Genomic DNA, 20631 nt, shown 5'->3' with positions numbered 1-20631 from the left:
TTTCGCCCAGCCTGCGCGAATACCGGCTACCGGGGTTTCGCGTCCTATCGCGATAGGCATAGCATACCAAGTGACGCGGAGCAGAAACATTTTCCGCACCGAATACAAAATTTTTATACCGAGGATTGGGCTAGCGATGGCGACCAAGGAAAAGAAGGCGGCAGCAACCACACAGGACGGACGACCGAGTCAGCGCGAGACCACCTTCGACGTCTTCCGCCGCTGGGGCTTTCTGCAGACGCAGCTCGACCCGCTGGGGCAGTATCTTCCCGGCGAGCCCTTCCCTGTGCCGGTGGAAGAGGGCCAGGATGCGGTCGACGCGCGCGGATTCTACTGCGGCACCATTGGCGTCGAGTTCATGCACATCGCCAGCATCGAGAAGCGGCAGTGGATTCAGGAGCGCATGGAGCGGCCCGCGCCGGTTCCAGACCAGAAGCACATCCTCACGCGTCTCATCCAAGCCGACCTGTTCGAGCAGGTGATTCAGTCGCGCTACCTGGGAACGAAGCGGTTTTCGCTCGAAGGCCTGACGGTGCTGATTCCGTTCCTCGACGAGGTCTTCCGTGTCAGCGCGGACCTGGGGGTCGAGCTGGCGATGCTGGCCATGAGCCATCGCGGACGCCTGAACGTGATGACCAACACGGTCGGCCGCAGCTCGTCGGAGATCTTCACCAAGTTTGAGGATGTCGACCCGCGCAGCACGCTGGGCGGCGGAGATGTGAAGTACCACGTCGGCGCGACCGGAACCTACACCTCGCCGGAGGGCAAGAAGGTCGAGCTGCACCTGGCCTCGAACCCGAGCCATCTGGAGGCGGTCAACCCCGTGCTGATGGGCCGCACGCGCGCCAAGCAGACGCGGTTCGGCGCCGGCAGCGAGAAGAAGGTTCTGCCGCTGGTCATGCATGGCGATGCGGCCTTTGCCGGCCAGGGCATCACGGCCGAGACGCTGAATATGAGCTGGCTGAAGGGATATAACGTCGGCGGCACGATTCAGGTTGTGGTGAACAATCTGCTTGGCTTCACGGCTGTGCCGGAGGAGTCGAACAGCTCGCGCTTTTCGACCGACATCGCCAAGCGCCTGCCGGTGCCGATCTTCCACGTCAATGCCGAGGATCCGGACGCGGTGATGCGCGTCGCCGGCATCGCCGCCGAGTATCGCAGCACCTTTGGCTCGGATGTGGTGGTCGATCTGGTCGGCTATCGCCGGCATGGGCACTCCGAGGTCGACGACCCGACGGTCACGTCGCCGCGCCGCTACGCGATCATCAAGGATCATCCGGTGCTGTATCTGAAGTATGCGAAGCAGATCGGCGTCGACTGCACCGAAGAGGTGAAGGCGATCCAGCAGGTCTTCCTCGACGAGCAGAAGCTCGCGACCAAGGCCGAGCATAAGCCGGTGCTCGCGCAACTTCCCTCGTACTGGGACCCCTATCACGGCGGCACGCTGACCGAGGCCGACGCAACCTTGAAGACCGGCATCGACGCGGCGCAGGTCAAGAGCCTGACGGCTGCGCTGACCAACGTTCCCGAGGGCTTTCACATACATCCGAAGCTGAAGAAGCTGTTTGCCGAGCGGGTGCAGATGGGCGACGGCGCGCGTCCGTTCGACTACGGCATGGCGGAGCTGCTGGCCTACGCCTCGCTCGTCACGACCGGCACGCCGGTTCGCCTTACCGGGCAGGACTCGCAGCGCGGCACCTTCAATCAGCGCCACGCGGTGCTGACGGATATCGAGACCGAGGCGAAGTACACGCCGCTCGAGCACATGGGTGAAGGGCAGGCGCGGTTCGAGGTCTACAACACGCTGCTGTCCGAGGCCGCGGTGCTGGGCTACGAGTACGGCTACTCGCGCGACTATCCCGAGGCTCTGGTGCTGTGGGAGGCGCAGTTCGGCGACTTCGCCAACGGCGCGCAGATCATCATCGACCAGTTCATCTCGGCGTCGGAGGCGAAGTGGGGTCTGCTGTCGGGCATCGTGATGCTGCTGCCGCATGGCTACGAAGGTCAGGGTCCGGAGCACTCGAGCGCTCGTCTCGAACGCTTCCTGCAGCTCGCGGCGCTCGACAACATGCAGATCTGCCAGCCCTCGACCGCGGCGCAGTACTTTCACATGCTGCGCCGGCAGGCGATGCGTCAGTGGCGTAAGCCGTTGGTCGTGATGACGCCGAAGTCCATGCTGCGGCACCCGGATGCGTCGTCGACGCTGGCGGATTTCGCCGCGGACGGCTTCAAGAATGTGCTGCCGGATAACGCGGTCCAGAACCCGCGCCGCGTACTCGTCTGCTCGGGCAAGATCGGCCACAACCTGCGCGTGGAGCGTGAGAAGCGCAAGGATATGTCCGTCGGCATCGTCTTCCTGGAGCAGATGTACCCGTTCCCGGAGGAGGAGATGCAGGCGGCGCTCGATCAGCATCCTGACGCCGAGATCGTCTGGGTGCAGGAAGAGCCGGCGAACATGGGCGCCTTCTCGTACGTCATGCCGCACCTGAAGAAGATCGCGGGCGACCGCGCGCTGACCAGCGTGAAGCGCAGCGCGGCGGCCAGCCCGGCGACGGGTTCGGCCAAGGCGCACGATCTGGAAGAGAAGACGCTGATCAACCTGGCGTTCGGCGCGTAGCAATCGGTGCAACATGAAGGGCGCGGCCTCGGCCGCGCCCTTCTGTTTTCCAGCCCAAGTCGTCTTCTATCCCCAAATGAATTGGATCGGCATCTGCACATCGGGATGCAGGCTCTTGTGTACCGGACAGGTATGCGCGGCGCGCTCCAGCTTCGTGCGATTCTCCTCGGTCACCGGCTTCGGAACACGGATCGTCACTGCCAGCCGCTCGATCCGTCGCGGCGCGGAAGAGGTCATCTCCTTCGTCACGCTGGCCGTTGCCCCGGCGATATCGATGTCCAGCGTGCGGGCCATAATGCCCATGACCGACAGGATGCAGCTTCCGAGCGCGGTTGCGACCAGGTCGGTCGGCGAGAAGCTCTCGCCGCGTCCCTGGTTATCCTTGGGCGCGTCCGTATTGAGCTTGGTTCCCGAGGGACCGTGTACTGCCTCGCAATGCAAATCTCCCTGATACTCGATTTCAATGGCGACCATCGTTGCTCCCGTTCTTACTGCAAAAGTTCATGACCTTTAAATGGTAGATGGTGGTCGACCCGTTCCACAAGAGGTCGTGTGGAGCGCTCATTCCAGACAGTTGAGAGCGGATTATCTTCTGCTCACAGGCCACCCTAAATGCCTGTCATCCTGAGCGAAGCGAAGGACCTGCTTTGGCCGTTGTTTGTTCTTGTTTCGGAGCATGGCGTAAATACGCTACAGGGCGTGCGGTACGGGCGTAGGCAGGAACAGGCAACGACAAAAGCCAAAGCAGATCCTTCGATACGCTCAGGATGACAAGCGCTTTCCGACCTTGCCCGACCCGCACCGCCTACTCCTTTACCGCGTGCGCTTCCTTCGCATAGATCTGGTGGCTTGTGACCGGCGGCCCGTCCCCTGCATGGATCGCCCAGACGCGGTCGCGGATGCGCTGGTCGTCGGCGGTCATGCGTTCGCGGGAGCGCAGGTAGTCGATCCAGCTCTCCATGATGAAGGTCTCGTTCAGCAGCTCCGGCCGCAGAGCATCGCGGAAGACGCCCCAGCGGATGGCGCCGTCGCGCAGGCGGACGCCGCGCAGCGCATGGATGGCGTGGGTGAACTCGTCGTACCGGTCGAGCGGCACGGTGTAGACGATCGACACGCGGATCGGGCCTTCGTCGGGATCGTTCAGCACGGGTTCGGGCGCGGGCCGCTTCCACTGATAAGGCGTATGGTCCGGCGTTGGGCCTTGCAGAATCTTGAAGCGATGCGCGAAGGGCAGGGTGACGAGCAGGCCCGCGGCCGACGCGGTCAGCGAGATGCGCGTGCTGCTGTGCTCCGCGACGAATCCCCACAACACCGAACCCAGCGCCATGCCGCCCTGGAAGGTCATCAGGTAGGTGCCGAGCGCGCGTGCGGTGACCCAGCCGGGCGCGCCGAGCTGCACCGAGGTGTTCAGCGTCGACATGGTGCTCGTCCAGGCCGAGCCCGAGAGCACCAGCACCGGGATAATGATCCACGGCGTATGCACCCACGCCATCACCAGCAGCACGCAGACGTTATACAGCGTGGAGACGGCGATGATCGTGTTCGCGTCGAACCGCCGGCGAATCTTCGGCAACTGCGTCGCGGCGATCAACGCGCCGATGCCCAGCGAGCCGTTCAGAATGCCGTAGCCCAGCGCGCCCTGCTTCAGGTCCTGTGCGGCGACCACGGCCAGCAGCGACCAGACCGCCGAGACGAAGAACGTGTAGATAAACGCGCGCAGCAGCGAGGCCTGCATCGGCGGCGAGTAGCGCACATAGCGCAGGCCAGAGCGAATGGACCCGGCGATGCGTTCGGACGGCAGCGCGGACTTGAACAGCGGCGTGCGCTTCCAGTTCACCAGCACCCAGATGACGCCGGCGAACGACAGCGCGTTGAGCAGGAAGACAAAGCCCGAGCCGGTGTCGGTATTCTTGAAGGCCGCGACCATCAGGCCGCCGATGGCCGGGCCGACGGCGCGCGCAAGGTTGTTCGACGCGGCGTTCAGCGAGACGGTGTCGGGGATCAGCTCGCGCGGCACCAGCTCTGGCACGATCGCCTGCCACGCCGGGTTGTTCATCGCGGAGCCGATGTTCAGCAGAAAGGTGAACGCCAGCAGCGCCCACGGCGAGATGTGTCCGAGGAACGTCAGCAGTGCGAGAATCGCGACCGAGCCCAGCATCCACCCCTGCCAGAAGATGAGCAGGCGGCGCCGGTCGAAGATGTCCGCCGTCGCCCCGGCCAGCAACCCGAGGAAGAGCACCGGCAACGACGCGGCGGTCTGCATCAGCGCGATCAGCAGCGGCGAGGCGGTCAGCGAGGTCATCAGCCAGGTGCCGGCCGTGTCCTGCATCCAGGTGCCGAGCGACGAGACGGTCGACGCAATCCAGCGGTCGCGAAAGAGCGGAATGCGCAGAGGACCGAAGCCGCTGGGCTGGATCGACGGCGGCGTCAGGGGAGAGGTGTCTGGGGATTCGAGTGGCATCGGCTGTCTTTCAGTTTAGATGCGTCAGCTCGCGCAAGAAAGACAGAAGCAGATTCCCTTCGGGAACGACAAGCCAGAAGACAAGGCAAAGCCATGCCCTTAAAGAGGAAACCCACGCAGCGCGGTGGGGGCTGTTGCGTGGGTATTCCGGTCATGCAACGAAGTGGGTGGACTTCGTTAGGGCCGGCTCAACTCTGCGCAAGCGCGAGGAGCCTTGCTCTGATGAAAGGTTAGGCCGATATTCGGAGCGAGTCAAGAGTTTCTGTCCCGATTTTCAACAGGCCGGTGCGCCGGTTCGACCGCCCGATAGCGGCTTTTTGTGAAGTTGATTTGCATTGGTCCAACCACTCCCCGCATGCCGCGCGCGAGTGGTAGTCTTGAGCCGTTCGAAATTTCCTCAGGATGGGGTCCGATGAAGCGTCTTCTGGTGTGCGGTCTGATGATGGGTTTTTCCGGTTTGGCAGCGGCGCAGGGCGATCCGGCGCGTGCGTTCGACCCCGCCACGGCGGCGGTGCGGGCGCCGGGTACGAAGGTGCGGATCGACCTGATCGGCGACTCCACCCAGACGGATAACGCCGGCTATGGCCGCGGCTTCTGCGCCAACCTGACCGCCGAGGTCGACTGCCTGAACATGGCGCGCGGCGGCGCCAGCACCAAGACCTTTCGCCAGATGGGCATCTGGGATCGTGCGCTGGCGACCAGGCCGGACTACATGGTGATCCAGTTCGGCCACAACGATGCCGAGAGCAAGGACCACAACGATCGGCAGGTGACGATGGCGCAGTACGAGGCCAACCTGCGCCAGTTCGTCACGGAGGCGCGCGCGGCGGGCGTCAAGCCCGTGCTCTGCACCCCGCTGACGCGCCGCTACTTCGGCTCCGACGGCAAGATCCACTCCGACCTGCTGGGTCACGCGGAGACGATGAAGCGCGTCGCCGCCGACATGAAGGTTCCTCTGATCGACCTGCAGGCCGAAAGCATCGCGCTGCTCGACCGGATCGGCGAGAGCGAGGGCAATAAGCTGGCCATCACCAAGAAGGACAGCGACGGCAAGACGATCTTCGACAAGACGCACCTGAACTGGGCGGGCAGCTACGTCTTCGGGCGGATCGTCGCGGTGGACCTGGGCCACGCCGTGCCGGAGCTGCGGCCGTACGTGCGGCCCGAGACGGCGAAGCTGCCGCCCGCGGGCGTGAAGGCGGTGAAGGTCATTGAGGGCGGGCCGGTGAAGATCGTGCTGGTCGGCGACTCGACCGTGGCGCTCGGCGGCGGCTGGGGACCAGGCTTCTGCGCGGTGATGACGAAGAACGTAACCTGCATCGACGACGCGCTGAACGGCCGCAGCACGAAGAGCTTCGTCGACGAGGGCGCGTGGAAGAAGGCGCTCGACGAGAAGGGCGACTACTACCTCATCCAGTTCGGCCACAACGACCAGAAGCCCGCGGAGAAGGTCCACACCGACGCGGACGGGAGCTTTCAGACCTATCTGAAGCGCTACATCGCCGACGTGCGCGCCATCGGCGGCGTGCCGGTGCTGGTGACGTCGCTCTCCCGCCGCACGTTCAAGGACGGCAAGGTGGTGCAGGATCTGAACGACTACGCGGCCGCCACGCGCAAGGTGGGCGCGGAGGAGAATGTAACCGTTGTCGACCTGAATTCGATCTCCACGCAGTTGCTGAACAAGATGACGCAGGAGCAGGCCGATGGCTTCGACGCAGTGGCGCATGCGGACGCGAAGGCCGAGCAGAAGGCCGTCGGCAGCAAGGCACCGCTCGACCGCACGCACCTGAATCCGTATGGGCAGAAGGTCTTTGGGCGGATCGTCGCGGATAACCTGGTGCGTACGTTGGTGGAGCTTGGGCCGGATGTGATCGGCGAGCCTGCGTCGGCGGCGGTGGCTACGCCGATGCAGGCCGCGCCCACGGACGGACACTGAGAGGCGGGGAATAGGGCATCAGGAACGGGCTTGCATTCCCTATTCCCTCATCCCCTGCATCGCTACCAGCAGGCAGGATCGATCTGCTGGGCAGCCGTCGTGTCGACGTGTCCCGCGAGGGGCGCGGGCGGTGCGGGGCAGGGAGTGCCGTTGGGGCTCGTCCAGGCGCCGGCGCTGGGGGCTGGCATAGGCCTGTGGATGTCCGCCGGCAGCATGCCGAGCGAGCTAAGCCACAGGCCCGCCGTCTGGGTCCAGTGCTCCTCCGGCATGCCCACCGGATGCAGTCCGAAGCCGTGGCCGCCAGCGGAGTACATATGCAGCTCGGCCGGCACCTTCGCGTCCAGCAGCGCGCGGTAGTAGACCACGGCGTTGAAGCCGTAGGAGCGATCGTTCTCCGCCGCCAGCAGGAAGGTCGGCGGCGTGAAGGCGTTGGGCGTGTAGACCGGGTTCAGGTCGCGGTTGCTCGGCGGCACGGCCAGATACGCGGGATAGCCGAGGATGGCGAAGTTGGCGCGCGCATCGATCTTTGGATTCACGTCGGGCGCCGCCGGGGTGGACTCCACGTGGTCGTCGTCCGGGTGGGTGCTCATCAGCGCGGCCAGGTTGCCGCCGGCGGAGAAGCCGATGACGCCGATCTTCGCCGGGTCCAGATGCCACTCCGCCGCATGCGCACGGGCGATGCGCATGGCCTGCTGGGCGTCTTCGAGGTCGGCATAGTTATCCGGGTAGTGGGTCGGCTCGGGCACGCGATACTTCACCAGCAGACAGGTGAGCCCAAGCGAGTTGAGCCATTTGCAGGTGTCGACGCCCTCGCCATCCCATGCCAGCCGCACATAGCCGCCGCCTGGGAAGACGAGCGCCGCGGCATGCGGAGCGCCGGGGCTGCCGGCCGGCGCGTAGACGGTGATGGTCGGCTTCGTCACGTTGCCGATGCGCGCGGTGCGGTGGCCGCTGATGAGCGCGTCGGTGGGCTTGGTGACGTCCGCCTCGGGCTCGGTGGTCTGCGCGGGCTCAGGCGTCTGGTGCGGCCACAGCGGCACGACCTGCTGAGCGAGGACTGCGGATGCGGAGGAGGAGAGCAGCAGTGCGGCAAGGGGCGTAAGCAGCGAACGTCTCATGCGGAACATAGTAACTCCTGCGGGCGAAGTGCAAAAGCAGATCCTTCGCTTCGTTCAGGATGACAGACTTATGGGGTGTCATCCTGAGCGCAGCGAAGGATCTGCTTTTTCTAAATCGGCGATAGAGCTTTACCGGCTCTCGATCGGCACGTAGGGCGCGGGATACTCCGGCCCGGTGTACTCGGCGCGCGGGCGGATCAGCCGGTTGTTGTCGTGCTGCTCGATCACATGCGCGGCCCAGCCGGAGATACGGCTGACGGCGAAGATCGGCGTGAAGAGATCGATGTCGATGCCCAGCGTCGTGTAGGTGCTGGCGGAGTAGAAGTCGACGTTGGCGTTGAGCTTCTTCTCGGCCTTGATGAAGAGCTCGATCTGGCGGCTCATGTCGAAGTACTTCGTGTCGCCGGCGGCCTTGCCCAACTCCTCGGACATGCGGCGCAGGTGGGTCGCGCGCGGGTCCTCGGTGTGATAAACGCGATGGCCGAAGCCGGAGATCTTCTCCTTGCGTGCAAACATTGCCTTCACATACTCGACGGGGTCTGCGCCGGCCTTTTCGATGGCGAAGAGCAGCTTCATCGTGGCCTCGTTGGCGCCGCCATGCAGTGGGCCTTTCAGCGCACCGATGGCGCCCGTAATGGCGGAATGCATGTCGGAGAGCGTCGCGGCGATGACGCGCGCGGCGAAGGTGCTGGCGTTCAGTTCGTGATCCGCATGCAGGATCAGCGCGATGTCGAAGGCTTTGGTCGCGGTCTCGGAGGGCTTCTCCGCGTTCAGCATCCAGAGGAAGTTGCCGGCGTGCGAGAGGCTCTTATCGGCGTCCACCGTGGGCAGGCCCTTGCGGATGCGGTCGAAGAGCGCGACGATCATGGGAATCTGCGCGGTCAGGCGGAAGCTCTTGCGGATGTTCGCGTCGTGGCTCGAATCCTTCTCGTCCGCGTCGTACATGCTGGCGAGCGAGACGGCGGTGCGCAGAACCTCCATCGGCGTCGCGGTCGCCGGTACGGCCTTGAGCAGGTCGACGATCTTCGGATCCAGTTCGCGGGCGTCGGCCAGTTCCTTGCTGAAGGTCGCGAGCTGGCTGGTAGTCGGCAGCGCGCCGTACCACAGCAGATAGGTCACCTCTTCGAAGGTCGACTTCGAAGCCAGCTCGTGAATATCGATTCCGCGATAGGAGAGAACGCCGGCATCACCGTCGATCCAGCAGATGGACGAGGTCGTGGCTACGATGCCTTCAAGACCTTTTGTTGCAGGGGCAGCCGACATGAGCGCAATCTCCAAGTGAAGTTAAAGCACAATTCCTTATAGCGCAGGGGGGATTCGCTTGTCACCGCAGATGACCGAATATCGGAGGGGCTGTGCGATTCCGGTAGGTTGCGCCTCAAAAGCGGGCCGGACTGAACGCCGCGAGATCCACCTCGGGCGTCTCCTGCATCAGCAGTTGCGCGATCACGCGCGCCGTGCCGGGCGCGAGCAGGATGCCGTTGCGGTAGAGTCCGTTCGCGAGCACGTAACGCGGCTGCGCGGCAATCGCGCCGAGGATGGGCAGCTCGTCTTCGGTCGCCGGCCTCAGGCCCGACCAGGCCTCTTCGAGATGCGCCTCGGCAAGCTGCGGCAGCAGGGCAACGGCGCGCGCGTTCAACGCAAGGATCGCCGCCGGCTTCACTGTCTTGTCGAAGCCCGCGAACTCGACCGTGGCGCCGATGACGGCGCGCCCTGCGTTCGCCCCCTGCGTTCGCGGCACGATGTAGATGTCTTGAGTCCGAACGACAGTCTCGAGCGCGAGGGAAGGCGGCAGCGTGACGGAGAAGAGCTGCCCTTTGCGCGGCGCGACCGGCGCGGGCGTCCATGCGCCCATGCAGTCGACGAGGTAGCCTGCATGCAGCGACTGGCCGTCGCCGGTCTCCACGCGAACGCCGTCGCCGGTCGAGGCGATGCGCGCGAGCGGCGTGCCTTCCAACAGCGTGACGCCTGCTTCGCGAACCGCCGCAAGCAGCGCCGGCGCAAGCTGCCGCGGATCGACGCTGCGCTCGTCGAGCAGGGCGAAGCGGTGCGAGCCGGGTACAAGCTGCGGGACCAGCTCCCGGATAAGCTGCGCATCGGGCTCGAAGTAGTCGATCTCCTCCGGCACGGCCTGCAGGGTGGAGGTTGTCTGGAAATCCACGCGCTGGCCCGAGAGTTCGGCGATGCGGTCGAGGTACGCCGGGTACAGGCTGGCCGAGAGCCGCGAGAGCGGCTTCAACAGGATGGGGTTGTGCGGGTCGTCGACGGCAAGCATGCCGGCGGCGGCGGTGCTCGCCTGGGCCAAGGCTTGTCCGGCGTCGAGGACGGTGACGCGCAGGCCGCGCTGCTGAAGCTCCAGCGCGAGCGAAAGGCCGACGATGCCGGCGCCGGCAATGACGATATCGGGGTGCTGCATCTGTTCAGTTTAGCCGTTGCAGCGGAATCTCCCGCAAACCGCCGCGAATGCGATAGCTTGGAGCGAAGAACTTTTTCACGGGATGGCTGTTTAACGGGCAGAGGAGAGTGGGATGAGCGATACGGAGTTTGAACGCGAACGGACGATCTCGAATGCGCTGATCGGCGTCGTGGCGGTGTCCTTGCTGCTGGCGATCGGCGCGCTGGTCTGGTGCTACGGCCTGAGCAACCACATCGCGGCGGCGGAGACCAAGCTGGCCTCGGCCGAGGCGAAGAATGCCGATCTGGAGAAGCAGTCCGAGGCGCTCGGCGCGCGGCTGCGTGCGACGGCCGAGACGCTCGGCCAGAGCGTCGGCATGACGCAGAAGCAGATCGAGCTGCGCACCCAGACCATCCTCGTGCAGCAGAAGGCGCAGAGCGCGCAGACGGCGAAGCTCGAACAGGCCGAGGCCGCGACCAAGCAGCAGATCGGCGCCGTTTCAACCGAGGTCTCCAGTGTGAAGACCGACGTTGGCGGAGCGAAGGCCGACATCGCCACGACCCGCAGCGACCTCGAACAGGCCAAGCAGACCATGCAGCGCATGATGGGCGACGAGGGCAAGATGAGCGGCCTGATCGCGACCAATCACGACGAGCTGGAGATCCTGAAGCACAAGGGCGACCGCAACTACTACGAGTTCACCCTGCACAAGGGCGACAAGCCGATCCTGCTTTCGACTGTGAAGCTGCAGATCAAGAAGGTCGATGACAAGCACTCGAAGTACACCATGAACGTCAGCTCGGACGACCGCAACATCGAGAAGAAGGATAAGAGTCTCGACGAGCCGGTGCAGTTCTACAGCGGTAAGGATCCGGCGCTGTTCGAGCTGGTGGTGAACAACATCTCGAAGAACGTGGTTTCAGGCTATCTCTCGACGCCGAAGAGTGCGCCGCAGCCGATGGATGCGCCGAAGTAAGTCGCGCGCAAAAAGGGAAAAGGGGACGCTCGCGGGCGTCCCCTTTTTGTTGGGTGAGCCAGCGGTTACTTCGCTTTCTTCGCCGGGGCCTTCTTTGCGACCTTCTTGGCTGCCTTCTTCGTTGCCATTCGCCTATTCTCCCTATCGACTGCCATCGATCCCGGGGCATGCGCCACGGTTGAGGAAGGTATAGTTTCGCGGCATGGGAGAGTCAAGAAAAAAGACGGTTTCGCGGCAATTATTTTTTGTATGGCGGACGCCTCGAAAAGCATGGATGGCGGCGCATGCGGAGCGGTCGAAGGACGCGTTCTCAACTCCGTTCGCTCTCCAACCCTCCATGTGCTCGACCGGCCCACGCGGAGTTTTCTGAGCCTTCTCACCATGACCAGTATTTGCTCGCTTGTGCAACTTTCAGGTGGGACCGGAAACAGCTTGACTGTGAGATGATTTTTCTCAATTGCCGCAATGTGGATGGGCCCTGGAAGAATCCCGAACGAGCAGCGGCAGGCGGAAGCGGAGCGCGCAGTATGAACTGGACAAACCTGTTTACCGGAGGCCGCGTGATGCACGACAAGCGGTCACGCAACCGTTACCCCAAGGCGCTCATCGAGATGCTCTCCTCGCGTTTCGCGTTTGCGCCCGGCATGGTGGGAGCGGATATCGGCGCGGGTTCAGGGCGCCTTTCGGCGCTGTTTCTGGAGCATGGCTACAGCGTCACGGCGGTTGAGGGCAACCACGAAAAGCGCGATAAGTGCGAGCAGCTCCGCGGGCGGTGGCCCAGCCTGACGGTGCGCAACGGCACGCCCGAGGCGACCGGACTGGCCACGTCCTCGGTGGACTTCGTCACCGCGCCGCGCGCGCTTTACTGGCCGGACCAGGCAGCCGTGGGCGCCGAGTTCCGCCGCATCCTGCGACCGGGCGGCACAGCCGTCCTCATCACCGACAACCGCGTCTACAGCGGCGCCGCGCAGTCCGAGGCCTACGAGGATGTCCTGCGCACCAACTGCCTGCGCTTCCGCGAGAAGCGTATGCCCTACGACCTGACCGGCGCGGTCGAGGCCTTCTTCGGTCGCAATGAGTTCTACGAAGACGCCTTCATGGGTCACCAGACCCTCACCTATGAGGCGCTCGTCCAGCAGACCAAGGCTCTGCCCATCTGCCCCAGGGAGACAGATCCGCAGTATCAGCCGCTGCTGCGGGCGCTGCGCACCTTCTTCGACCAGTGGGCGAAGGACGGCGCCATCCTCGTGCCGACCGTCTGCCGCGTCGCCTGCGGACGTCTGGACCTGTAAAGAGTTAACCAACCCGGTACGCGACCTGTAATCCGCAGGGCGGGCGCTTATACCTGAAGGATGAACTTCCAGTTGATCCGCCGCGTGGGCCTGCTGTGCCTCATCTTTTTTGCAGTGCTCCGCCTCGACGCGGAGGTCAAGCCCGCGTGGACCACGCCGCTCGCGCCGTTCCGCATCGCGGACAATCTCTATTACGTCGGCAGCCAGGACCTCGCCGCGTACCTCGTCACGACGCCCGCCGGCAACATCCTCATCAACGCCAACCTGCCGTCGTCGCCTCCGCTCATCCGCGCCAGCGTGGAGAAGCTCGGCTTCCGCTGGCAGGACACGAAGATCCTCCTCAACAGCCAGGCGCACTTCGACCACGCCGGCGGTTATGCCCGCGTGCTGCGCGAGACGCACGCGCAGTCCATGGCGATGGAGTACGACGCCGGCGTGATCCGGTCCGGCGGCGGCACGGACTTCCTGCTCGCCTCGGGCTCGGTGCCGCGCTATCCCGCCGCGCGGGTGGACCGGGTGCTGCACGACGGCGACACGGTCACGTTGGGCGGCGTAACGCTGACGGCGCACCGCACCGCCGGCCACACCCGCGGCTGCACCACGTGGACGATGCAGGTCCACCTGCCGGGCGAGCCCGCCGACAGGCTGCGCAACGTTGTCATCGTCGGCGGCTACACGCTCTGGTCGGATTTCAAACTTGTCGACTCACCCGGCCATCCGGCGTCGTATCCCGGCATCGCCGATGACTTCCGCCGCACCTTTGCGCTCTACGAGTCGCTGCCGTGCGACATCTTCCTGGGCGACCACGGCGAGCACTTCGGCCTGCTCGCCAAGGTCGCGCGTATGCCGCAGGAGGGCGATGCGGTCTGGATCGATCCCGAGGGATACCGCGCGACGATCGCCGCTGGGAAGGCGGCGTTTGAAAAGGCGCTGGCGGAGCAGCAGAGACGTTAGAGCAGTCGGTTGGAATCACCAAGAACGCGTGTCATCCTGAGCCAAGCGAAGGACCTGCTGTTTGCCTGTGAGTGCTATTCCACTCCGAAGAAAAAGCAGATCCTTCACTACGTTCAGGACGACAAGCACTTTGGGTCAGCACTCGATGATGTTCAAGGCAAGCCCCGCCAGCGAGGTCTCCTTGTAGCGAGACTGCATGTCCATGCCCGTCCGGTACATGGTCTCGATCACCTGGTCGAGCGTCAGCTTGTGGCCTTCGGTCTCGTGCATCGCCATGCGGCACGCGTTGACGGCCTTCACCGCGCCCATGGCGTTGCGTTCGATGCAGGGAATCTGCACCAGACCGCCGATGGGGTCGCAGGTCATGCCCAGATTGTGCTCCATGGCGATCTCTGCGGCGTGTTCGATCTGGTCGTTGGTTCCGTTCAGGGCGGCGACCAGCCCGCCGGCCGCCATCGAGCAGGCGACGCCGACCTCGCCCTGGCAGCCTACCTCCGCGCCCGAGATGCTGGCGTTCTCCTTGTACAGAATGCCGATCGCGGCCGCCGTAAGGAAGAAGCGCACGATGCCGGCCTGCTTCTCCTGCGGACTCTTCTCTAGGTCGATGAAGCGCATATAGTAGTGCGCGATGGCCGGGATGACGCCCGCCGCGCCGTTGGTCGGGGCCGTGACGACCTTGCCGCCGGCGGCGTTCTCCTCGTTCACCGCGATGGCGAAGAGCGAGACCCAGTCCAGCGGCGCCAGCGGGTCGCGCGGCTTGCCGCTCTCGTCGAGCGCGGAGATGCGCTGCGAAAGTCGCGGCGCGCGGCGGCGAACATTCAGCCCGCCGGGCAGGATGCCTTCGGTCGCGATGCCGCGTTCGGTGCAGCTCTGCATGGCCTGCCAGATGCCGAGGATGCTGCCGATGACGCTCCTGCGAATCCGCTGCGTCTCGGTCTCGGGGGCTTCGTCGAGCGGAGGCGGCGCGAGGCTGATCGAATCCAGCGCGCCCAGCGCCGCGGCGCCTACCGGCAGACCGCCGTAGGGGCTGTCCTCCGCCGATGCCAGCGAGAAGGCCGCAAGCGTCGGCTCCGGAATGACCGCGACCGGATGCGGCCGGATGATCTTCGACGCGCCGCCGCTCTTTTCATCCTGCACCAGCAACGCGGATTCGTTGGCCAGGACAAGTTCGGCAATGGTGAGGCCGTTCTTTTCCGCGACCTCGAGCAGCATCGCGCCGCTCGAAAATGGGTAAGGTACATCGCGCGGAGTGACCTGCGCCTCGGTCGGGTCGGGGGCGATCTCCGCCTGCGAGAGGATGAAGCCGCCGCCGACCGAGTAGAACGTCTCGGTCGCAAGGATCGCTCCAGTGGCGTCATACGCGGTGAATCGCATGCCGTTGGGGTGCGAGGGCACGTCGGGGTCCGGATACATGCGGTCGCGGTGGAAGAGCAGATGCTCCGACGCACGGAAGGGAATCGGATGAGTGCCGCCCAGTCGCAGCGTCTGCGTGTCGAGAATAGCGGCCAGGTAGCCCTCGATCAGGGCGGGATCGACCGTATCGGGCGCCTCGCCCAGCAGGCCCAGCAGTGTGGCGCGGTCGGTTGCGTGGCCGACGCCGGTCAGCGCGAGCGAGCCGTAGAGCTCCGCGACGACGCTGGCCGTTTGATCGAGCGCATGGGTTTCGCGCAGTGTCTGGACGAAGCGCAGACCCGCGCGCATGGGGCCGACCGTATGCGAGCTGGACGGCCCGATGCCGATCTTGAAGAGTTCGAACAGACTGGTATTCATGGCGCCTCAGAAGAATCAATGTAAAGGAATGCGACCGCGCCGTGCCCGCTCTTCGACGTTGAATAATGGGGGCTAGAGCGCGCTCGCATACAGAGGGTGCGGAAAAGCGATCAGTAGATGGTCGTGTGGGTGACGGGACGCGGCACGGCAACGGAGCCGGACGAGATCAGATAAGACGCCGCGGCGTTGAACTGCACCGGACGCTTGGAGTCGGTAAAGAGCGCTGCGATGGCGTTCGCGACGTCGGAGTCGTGATAGGTGCGCAGCGCCTTGCAGGCAGCCACACGCACAAGCATATCCTTATCGGTCAGGGCGGAGAGCATCTCCTTGCGGATGGGCTGCGTGTGATTCTCGCTGATCTGCTCGATCGCCGTCACGCGCGCCGAATCGCCGCCGTTCTTGTGGATGTACTCGTACGCCGTGATGCCGTAGCCGAACGGCCCCAGCAGCATGGACGCGCCCTGCATCGCGCCCAGCTTGGCGAGCGCGGCGGGGTCGTGCAGCTCCTTGTTCATGCTGTGCATGGTGCCGCCGACCAGCTTGGCGTTGGTCTTGCGGTCGCCATCGACGACGGCCATCAGGATGTCCTCGCCCGAGCGGTCGCCCATCTTCCACAGCGTGGTCGCCGCGGTGAAGACCACCTGCGGCTCCTTGTCGTCGAGCAGGATGCGGATGCCGGTGAAGAGATTGCGGTCGCGGGTCTGGCCGGCCGCCAGGATCGCCGCCGTGCGTACGTCCACGTCCTTATCGGAGAAGGACTTTTCGATCAGCTTCGACGAGCGCGGGTTGACGCCCATCGTACCCAGCGCGGCCAGTCCCTGGATGCGGATCTCCGGGTGCTTGTCGTCGTTCAGCGCGTTGGTCAGCAGATCCCATGCCTCGCCGGTTAGCTCGGCCCTGGTCTTTGGCTTGGTCGGGACGCCGGGCGTCACCTGTCCGTCGGGATTGGCGACCGGCGCGGGCGTCTGGTCCGGCGTGGCCTGGCAGAGTGCGGTTGCGGGCAGCAGCAGAGAGAAGAACATGCCGGCAAGGAGTGCGCGGCGTGAAGGGTTGGTCCGGATCTTTGTCAAGATCGAGGGGGCAGCGTGCAGCATAAGGCCTCCGGCGTGCGTTTCCTTCATGAGATGCAGAAAACTGTTTGTTTGAGTCTAAATGCTATACTCCGATGACTTTCCTGCATCAGACTTCCGGCCTCAACGGATCGACCAGGCTCCAACGGTTTTATCAGGCGAACGACCCATGCTGTTCAAGGCACTCAGCGCGGCCGTATACGGCATCGACGCGCACATTATCGATGTAGAGGTCGACTTTTCGGGCATCGTCCAGAAGGACGAGACCTTCAACACGGTCGGCCTGCCGGACGCCGCTGTGCGCGAGTCGCGCGACCGCGTCCGCGCCGCTATCAAGAACTCCGGCTTCGACATCCCACCCACGCGCATCACCATCAACCTCGCGCCGGCGGACCTGAAGAAGGAAGGCTCGGGCTTCGACCTGCCCATCGCCATCGGCATCCTCGGCGCGTACGGCTCGCTGCACATCAAGGATCTGTCGGACTTTCTGCTGGTCGGCGAGCTTGGACTCGACGGCACGCTGCGCGCCGTGCAGGGCATGCTGCCCATCGCCATCGCGGCGCGGGCCAAGGGGATCAGGAATCTCGTCATCCCGGCCAGCAACGCGCGCGAGGCCGCGGTGGTCGAAGGCGTGAACGTCTATCCCGTCCGGAGCCTGCTGGAGGTTCGCGAACTGCTGAACCAGGCGGCGTTTGGTGCGATCGCCGCCGTACCGCTGCGCGTCGAGACCGGCGCGATGCTTGACGAGATGCAGAGCTTCGCCCATGATTTCAAGGACGTACGCGGCCAGCAGGTCGCCAAGCGCGCGCTCGAAGTCGCCGCCGCGGGCGGGCATAACATCCTCATGATCGGGCCGCCGGGCTCCGGCAAGACGATGCTGGCCAAGCGGCTTCCGTCGATTCTGGCTCCGTTGCGGTTCGAGGAAGCCCTCGAGACGACCAAAATCCACTCCGTCGCCGGCGTGCTGAACGGCGAGGACGGCCTGGTGACGCACCGGCCCTTCCGCTCGCCGCACCACACCATCTCGGACGCGGGCCTGATCGGCGGCGGCGCCGTGCCGAGGCCGGGCGAGGTCTCGCTCGCTCATAACGGGCTGCTGTTCCTGGACGAGCTGCCGGAGTTTCCGCGCAACGTGCTGGAGGTGCTGCGCCAGCCGCTCGAAGACGGCGTCGTGACGATCGCGCGCGCCAGCATGAGCCTCAGCTTCCCGGCGCGCTTCATGCTCGCGGCGGCGATGAATCCCTGCCCCTGCGGCTACTTCAACGATAAGAGCCGCGAGTGCTCCTGCACGCCGCCGCTGATCCAGCGCTATGTATCGAAGGTCTCCGGGCCGCTGCTCGATCGCATCGACATTCACATCGAGGTTCCGGCGGTGCAGTATAAGGAGTTGCGCAGCGGCACGGCGGCGGAGGGTTCGGCCGAGATTCGCAGGCGTGTGCTGGCGGCGCGCGAGCGTCAACATCTGCGTTTCGCCGTGAAGAACGCCGAACGGACGAAGGGCAGCGCCCGCGCCGCGTCCCAGGCGGTGTATTCGAACGCGCAGATGAACACGCAGCAGATTCGCAGCTTCTGCGAGCTTTCGACCGACGCCGAGCGCCTGCTCGAACGCGCGATGCAGCAGCAGGGCCTCAGCGCGCGCGCCCACGACCGCATCCTGAAGGTCGCCCGCACCATCGCCGACCTGGACGCGGCGGAGGATGTGGCGGTAAAACATATCGCCGAGGCGATCCAGTACCGGACGCTCGACCGCAGCTACTGGTCGTAATCGGCCCAAGAAGGTTTGCTGCCTGAGCGAAGCGAAGGACCAGATTTTCCGTCCAATGCGCTGTAGTTTTTAAAGACAGCGGCAGGTCCTTCGCTCCGCTCAGGTTGGCAAAATGTGAGTCTGTGCCAAATTTAGTGGGGAACCACTTCGGGAAATCCCTTTTTCCGTACCCGATGATCGGTCAGCCTCCCAAAAAAAGTATTGACTGCGCTGGCCACACCAATTACTTTTCATGAGGGTCAACGGGATTCGTCGAAACTTCTGTCTCCGGCGATATTCGACCATGCTTCTGGATCAATCGATTTGAAAGGCCCTTCCTCGCCTTCAAAAGGCGGGATTTTCCTCCACAAATCGGGAAATATAAGGATTGAGGGCCAAATCCGTGCAGCTTCTACCGCACGGTCTGCGTCCAATATGTGGATGCAGCGAGTTCCGCAACAACTGTAGTAAAGGACCGCCCCCCGCAGTCGACGGTCCTTCCATGTTTCAAAAACGGCGCGCTGTCGACGCTGCCGGGTAGAAAGAGAAAGAAGGAGAATTAACCTATGCGCTCAGATTTGATCTTTGGAGCCCTTACGCACGTCACGAACCGCTACCAGCTCTGCCAGTTGGCCTCCAAGGCCACCCGCAAGCTGCACAAGCCGAACACCCGGCTGCAGGACACCACGAACGAAGTGCTCGACCGTTTCAAGGACACCGTTCCCATGGACGACGCCTCCGAGGCTCCGGTAGAGAAGATTGAGGTTCACCAGCGCCGCGCGGCTTAATGCGCGGCCGTTTCACCCTTCGGCTTGAAAAAAGCCTGTTTTTGCACAACCGGTAGACGTTGTACCCTTCCTCCAGCAGCACCCCCCGCACAATTCAGGATTTGTTTCCTGCTGCATCTACTCCGCACGTCTCCTCTCGTACGCTCGAGACCCGCCTCCGTTTTAAACCCACCCAAAGAGAAAAGACGAAACACACATGACCATCTCCGAACTGAAAGAGCACAACATCGCCGAGCTGGGTAAGCTCGCCCGCGGTCTCGACATCGCCGGCACCAGCGGCCTCCGCAAGCAGGATCTCATCTTCAAGATTCTGCAGGCGCAGAGCGAAAAAGAGGGCCACATCTTCGCCGAGGGCGTGCTTGAAATCCTGCCCGACGGTTACGGCTTCCTCCGCTCGCCCGACTACAACTACCTGCCCGGCCCGGACGATATCTACGTCTCGCCTTCTCAGATTCGCAAGTTCGACCTGAAGACCGGCGACACCATCTCCGGCAACGTCCGACCGCCGCACGAGGGCGAGAAGTACTTCGCGCTGGTCAAGATCGAAGCGATCAACTTCGAGAGCCCCGAGGAGACGCGCAACAAGATTCTCTTCGACAACCTGACGCCGCTCTACGCGCAGGAACGCATCAAGATGGAGACGGTCCGCGAGCACATCTCCGGTCGTGTCATGGACCTGCTGACGCCCGTCGGCAAGGGCCAGCGCGGACTCATCGTAGCCCCGCCGCGCACCGGTAAGACCATGCTGCTGCAGTCGATCGCCAATTCGATCACCGCCAATCACCCCGAGGTCGTGCTCATCGTCCTGCTGATCGACGAGCGCCCGGAAGAAGTGACCGACATGCAGCGCTCTGTTCGCGGAGAAGTCATCAGCTCCACGTTCGACGAGCCCGCCGCACGCCACGTCCAGGTCGCCGAGATGGTCATCGAGAAGGCCAAGCGCCTCGTCGAGCACAAGCGCGACGTCGTCATCCTGCTCGATTCCATCACCCGCCTCGCGCGCGCCTACAACACCATCGTCCCGCCGTCGGGCAAGGTGCTGTCTGGAGGCGTCGATTCCAATGCATTGCAGCGCCCGAAGCGCTTCTTCGGCGCGGCCCGCAACATCGAAGAGGGCGGCAGCCTGACCATCATCGCCACGGCGCTGGTCGACACCGGCTCGCGCATGGACGAGGTCATCTTCGAGGAGTTCAAGGGTACGGGCAACATGGAGGTCATCCTCGACCGCAAGCTGGTCGACAAGCGCGTCTTCCCAGCCATCGATATTCAGCGCTCCGGCACGCGTAAGGAAGAGCTGCTGATCCCCAAGGACGACCTGCAGCGTACGTGGATTCTGCGCAAGGTGCTGAATCCGCTCTCGCCGACCGAGGCCATGGAGCTGCTGACCGACCGCCTCGCCAAGACGCGGAACAATCAGGAGTTCCTGCACAACATGAACTCGCTGTAAGAACCCTCGCAACCGCAAAAACCCCACATCTCGAACCGGAGATGTGGGGTTTTTCGTTGCATC

At 64.2% G+C, this 20631-nt stretch carries 15 protein-coding genes; 8 read left to right on the top strand and 7 right to left on the bottom strand.

Annotated elements, in window-relative coordinates:
• Positions 1 to 136 precede the first annotated feature (136 nt).
• Positions 137 to 2617 carry a 2-oxoglutarate dehydrogenase E1 component gene (locus CHB87_RS20070; RefSeq protein WP_089410238.1) on the top strand — a complete coding sequence of 827 codons (2481 nt, stop codon included), beginning with the start codon at positions 137 to 139 and terminating at the stop codon, positions 2615 to 2617.
• A 66-nt stretch (positions 2618 to 2683) separates the two neighbouring features.
• Here CHB87_RS20070 and CHB87_RS20065 read toward each other — a convergent pair whose 3' ends face one another.
• Entirely contained in the window at positions 2684 to 3091 is a 408-nt protein-coding gene (locus tag CHB87_RS20065; RefSeq protein ID WP_089410237.1) for an OsmC family protein, read from the bottom strand.
• A gap of 331 nt (positions 3092 to 3422) precedes the next feature.
• Positions 3423 to 5078 carry an MFS transporter gene (locus tag CHB87_RS20060; RefSeq protein ID WP_089410236.1) on the bottom strand — a complete coding sequence of 552 codons (1656 nt, stop codon included), beginning with the start codon at positions 5076 to 5078 and terminating at the stop codon, positions 3423 to 3425.
• A gap of 412 nt (positions 5079 to 5490) precedes the next feature.
• Between CHB87_RS20060 and CHB87_RS20055 the strand changes: the two genes are divergently transcribed.
• Positions 5491 to 7014: a GDSL-type esterase/lipase family protein gene (locus CHB87_RS20055; protein WP_089410235.1), complete on the top strand. Its 1524-nt coding sequence runs from the start codon at positions 5491 to 5493 to the stop codon at positions 7012 to 7014.
• A 62-nt stretch (positions 7015 to 7076) separates the two neighbouring features.
• Here CHB87_RS20055 and CHB87_RS20050 read toward each other — a convergent pair whose 3' ends face one another.
• From CHB87_RS20050 to CHB87_RS20040, 3 genes are all read right to left on the bottom strand, one after another.
• On the bottom strand, positions 7077 to 8132 hold the full coding sequence (locus CHB87_RS20050) for an alpha/beta hydrolase (RefSeq protein ID WP_176441886.1): 1056 nt from the start codon (positions 8130 to 8132) through the stop codon (positions 7077 to 7079).
• Positions 8133 to 8261: 129 nt separating this feature from the next.
• On the bottom strand, positions 8262 to 9395 hold the full coding sequence (locus CHB87_RS20045; protein ID WP_089410233.1) for a citrate synthase: 1134 nt from the start codon (positions 9393 to 9395) through the stop codon (positions 8262 to 8264).
• Between the two features lie 115 nt (positions 9396 to 9510).
• Positions 9511 to 10548, bottom strand: coding sequence for an NAD(P)/FAD-dependent oxidoreductase (locus tag CHB87_RS20040; protein ID WP_089410232.1), 1038 nt, complete (start codon positions 10546 to 10548; stop codon positions 9511 to 9513).
• 112 nt (positions 10549 to 10660) lie between these two features.
• Between CHB87_RS20040 and CHB87_RS20035 the strand changes: the two genes are divergently transcribed.
• The 3 genes from CHB87_RS20035 (at position 10661) to bla (ending at position 13749) form a co-directional block, all read left to right on the top strand.
• A complete protein-coding gene (locus CHB87_RS20035) occupies positions 10661 to 11503 on the top strand; it encodes a hypothetical protein (protein ID WP_089410231.1) in 843 nt (280 codons plus the stop codon).
• Between the two features lie 527 nt (positions 11504 to 12030).
• Entirely contained in the window at positions 12031 to 12795 is a 765-nt protein-coding gene (locus tag CHB87_RS20030) for a class I SAM-dependent methyltransferase (RefSeq protein ID WP_176441885.1), read from the top strand.
• 60 nt (positions 12796 to 12855) lie between these two features.
• Positions 12856 to 13749 carry a subclass B3 metallo-beta-lactamase gene (bla, locus tag CHB87_RS20025; RefSeq protein ID WP_089410229.1) on the top strand — a complete coding sequence of 298 codons (894 nt, stop codon included), beginning with the start codon at positions 12856 to 12858 and terminating at the stop codon, positions 13747 to 13749.
• Positions 13750 to 13884: 135 nt separating this feature from the next.
• On the opposite strand, the gene CHB87_RS22670 is transcribed toward bla, so the two are convergent.
• Together CHB87_RS22670 and CHB87_RS20010 are read right to left on the bottom strand one after the other, a co-directional pair.
• Entirely contained in the window at positions 13885 to 15519 is a 1635-nt protein-coding gene (locus tag CHB87_RS22670; RefSeq protein WP_245818130.1) for an L-serine ammonia-lyase, read from the bottom strand.
• Between the two features lie 110 nt (positions 15520 to 15629).
• Entirely contained in the window at positions 15630 to 16613 is a 984-nt protein-coding gene (locus CHB87_RS20010) for a HEAT repeat domain-containing protein (RefSeq protein WP_245818128.1), read from the bottom strand.
• 145 nt (positions 16614 to 16758) lie between these two features.
• On the opposite strand from CHB87_RS20010, the gene CHB87_RS20005 reads away from it, so the two are divergent.
• The 3 genes from CHB87_RS20005 to rho all read left to right on the top strand — a co-directional run bounded on the left by CHB87_RS20005 (position 16759) and on the right by rho (position 20568).
• The gene (locus tag CHB87_RS20005; RefSeq protein ID WP_089410228.1) at positions 16759 to 18354 is read left to right on the top strand and encodes a YifB family Mg chelatase-like AAA ATPase; all 1596 of its coding nucleotides are present in this window, start codon (positions 16759 to 16761) and stop codon (positions 18352 to 18354) included.
• 545 nt (positions 18355 to 18899) lie between these two features.
• Complete coding sequence (locus CHB87_RS20000) at positions 18900 to 19121, top strand: hypothetical protein (RefSeq protein WP_089410227.1); 222 nt, start codon at positions 18900 to 18902, stop codon at positions 19119 to 19121.
• 196 nt (positions 19122 to 19317) lie between these two features.
• On the top strand, positions 19318 to 20568 hold the full coding sequence (gene rho, locus CHB87_RS19995) for a transcription termination factor Rho (protein WP_089410226.1): 1251 nt from the start codon (positions 19318 to 19320) through the stop codon (positions 20566 to 20568).
• Positions 20569 to 20631 lie beyond the last annotated feature (63 nt).

It is taken from the genome of Granulicella rosea (genome assembly GCF_900188085.1).
Classification (GTDB): Bacteria; Acidobacteriota; Terriglobia; order Terriglobales; family Acidobacteriaceae; genus Edaphobacter; species Edaphobacter rosea.
The sequence above is the reverse complement of the archived record's forward strand: the minus strand, read 5'-3'. Positions and strand labels throughout refer to the sequence as shown.

Bases quoted from the DNA above. Each gene is read 5' to 3' on its own strand.
- CHB87_RS20070 (WP_089410238.1), top strand. From the start codon at position 137: ATGGCGACCAAGGAAAAGAAGGCGGCAGCAACCACACAGGACGGACGA.
- CHB87_RS20065 (WP_089410237.1), bottom strand. From the start codon at position 3,091: ATGGTCGCCATTGAAATCGAGTATCAGGGAGATTTGCATTGCGAGGCA.
- CHB87_RS20060 (WP_089410236.1), bottom strand. From the start codon at position 5,078: ATGCCACTCGAATCCCCAGACACCTCTCCCCTGACGCCGCCGTCGATC.
- CHB87_RS20055 (WP_089410235.1), top strand. From the start codon at position 5,491: ATGAAGCGTCTTCTGGTGTGCGGTCTGATGATGGGTTTTTCCGGTTTG.
- CHB87_RS20050 (WP_176441886.1), bottom strand. From the start codon at position 8,132: ATGAGACGTTCGCTGCTTACGCCCCTTGCCGCACTGCTGCTCTCCTCC.
- CHB87_RS20045 (WP_089410233.1), bottom strand. From the start codon at position 9,395: ATGTCGGCTGCCCCTGCAACAAAAGGTCTTGAAGGCATCGTAGCCACG.
- CHB87_RS20040 (WP_089410232.1), bottom strand. From the start codon at position 10,548: ATGCAGCACCCCGATATCGTCATTGCCGGCGCCGGCATCGTCGGCCTT.
- CHB87_RS20035 (WP_089410231.1), top strand. From the start codon at position 10,661: ATGAGCGATACGGAGTTTGAACGCGAACGGACGATCTCGAATGCGCTG.
- CHB87_RS20030 (WP_176441885.1), top strand. From the start codon at position 12,031: ATGAACTGGACAAACCTGTTTACCGGAGGCCGCGTGATGCACGACAAG.
- bla (WP_089410229.1), top strand. From the start codon at position 12,856: ATGAACTTCCAGTTGATCCGCCGCGTGGGCCTGCTGTGCCTCATCTTT.
- CHB87_RS22670 (WP_245818130.1), bottom strand. From the start codon at position 15,519: ATGAATACCAGTCTGTTCGAACTCTTCAAGATCGGCATCGGGCCGTCC.
- CHB87_RS20010 (WP_245818128.1), bottom strand. From the start codon at position 16,613: ATGCTGCACGCTGCCCCCTCGATCTTGACAAAGATCCGGACCAACCCT.
- CHB87_RS20005 (WP_089410228.1), top strand. From the start codon at position 16,759: ATGCTGTTCAAGGCACTCAGCGCGGCCGTATACGGCATCGACGCGCAC.
- CHB87_RS20000 (WP_089410227.1), top strand. From the start codon at position 18,900: ATGCGCTCAGATTTGATCTTTGGAGCCCTTACGCACGTCACGAACCGC.
- rho (WP_089410226.1), top strand. From the start codon at position 19,318: ATGACCATCTCCGAACTGAAAGAGCACAACATCGCCGAGCTGGGTAAG.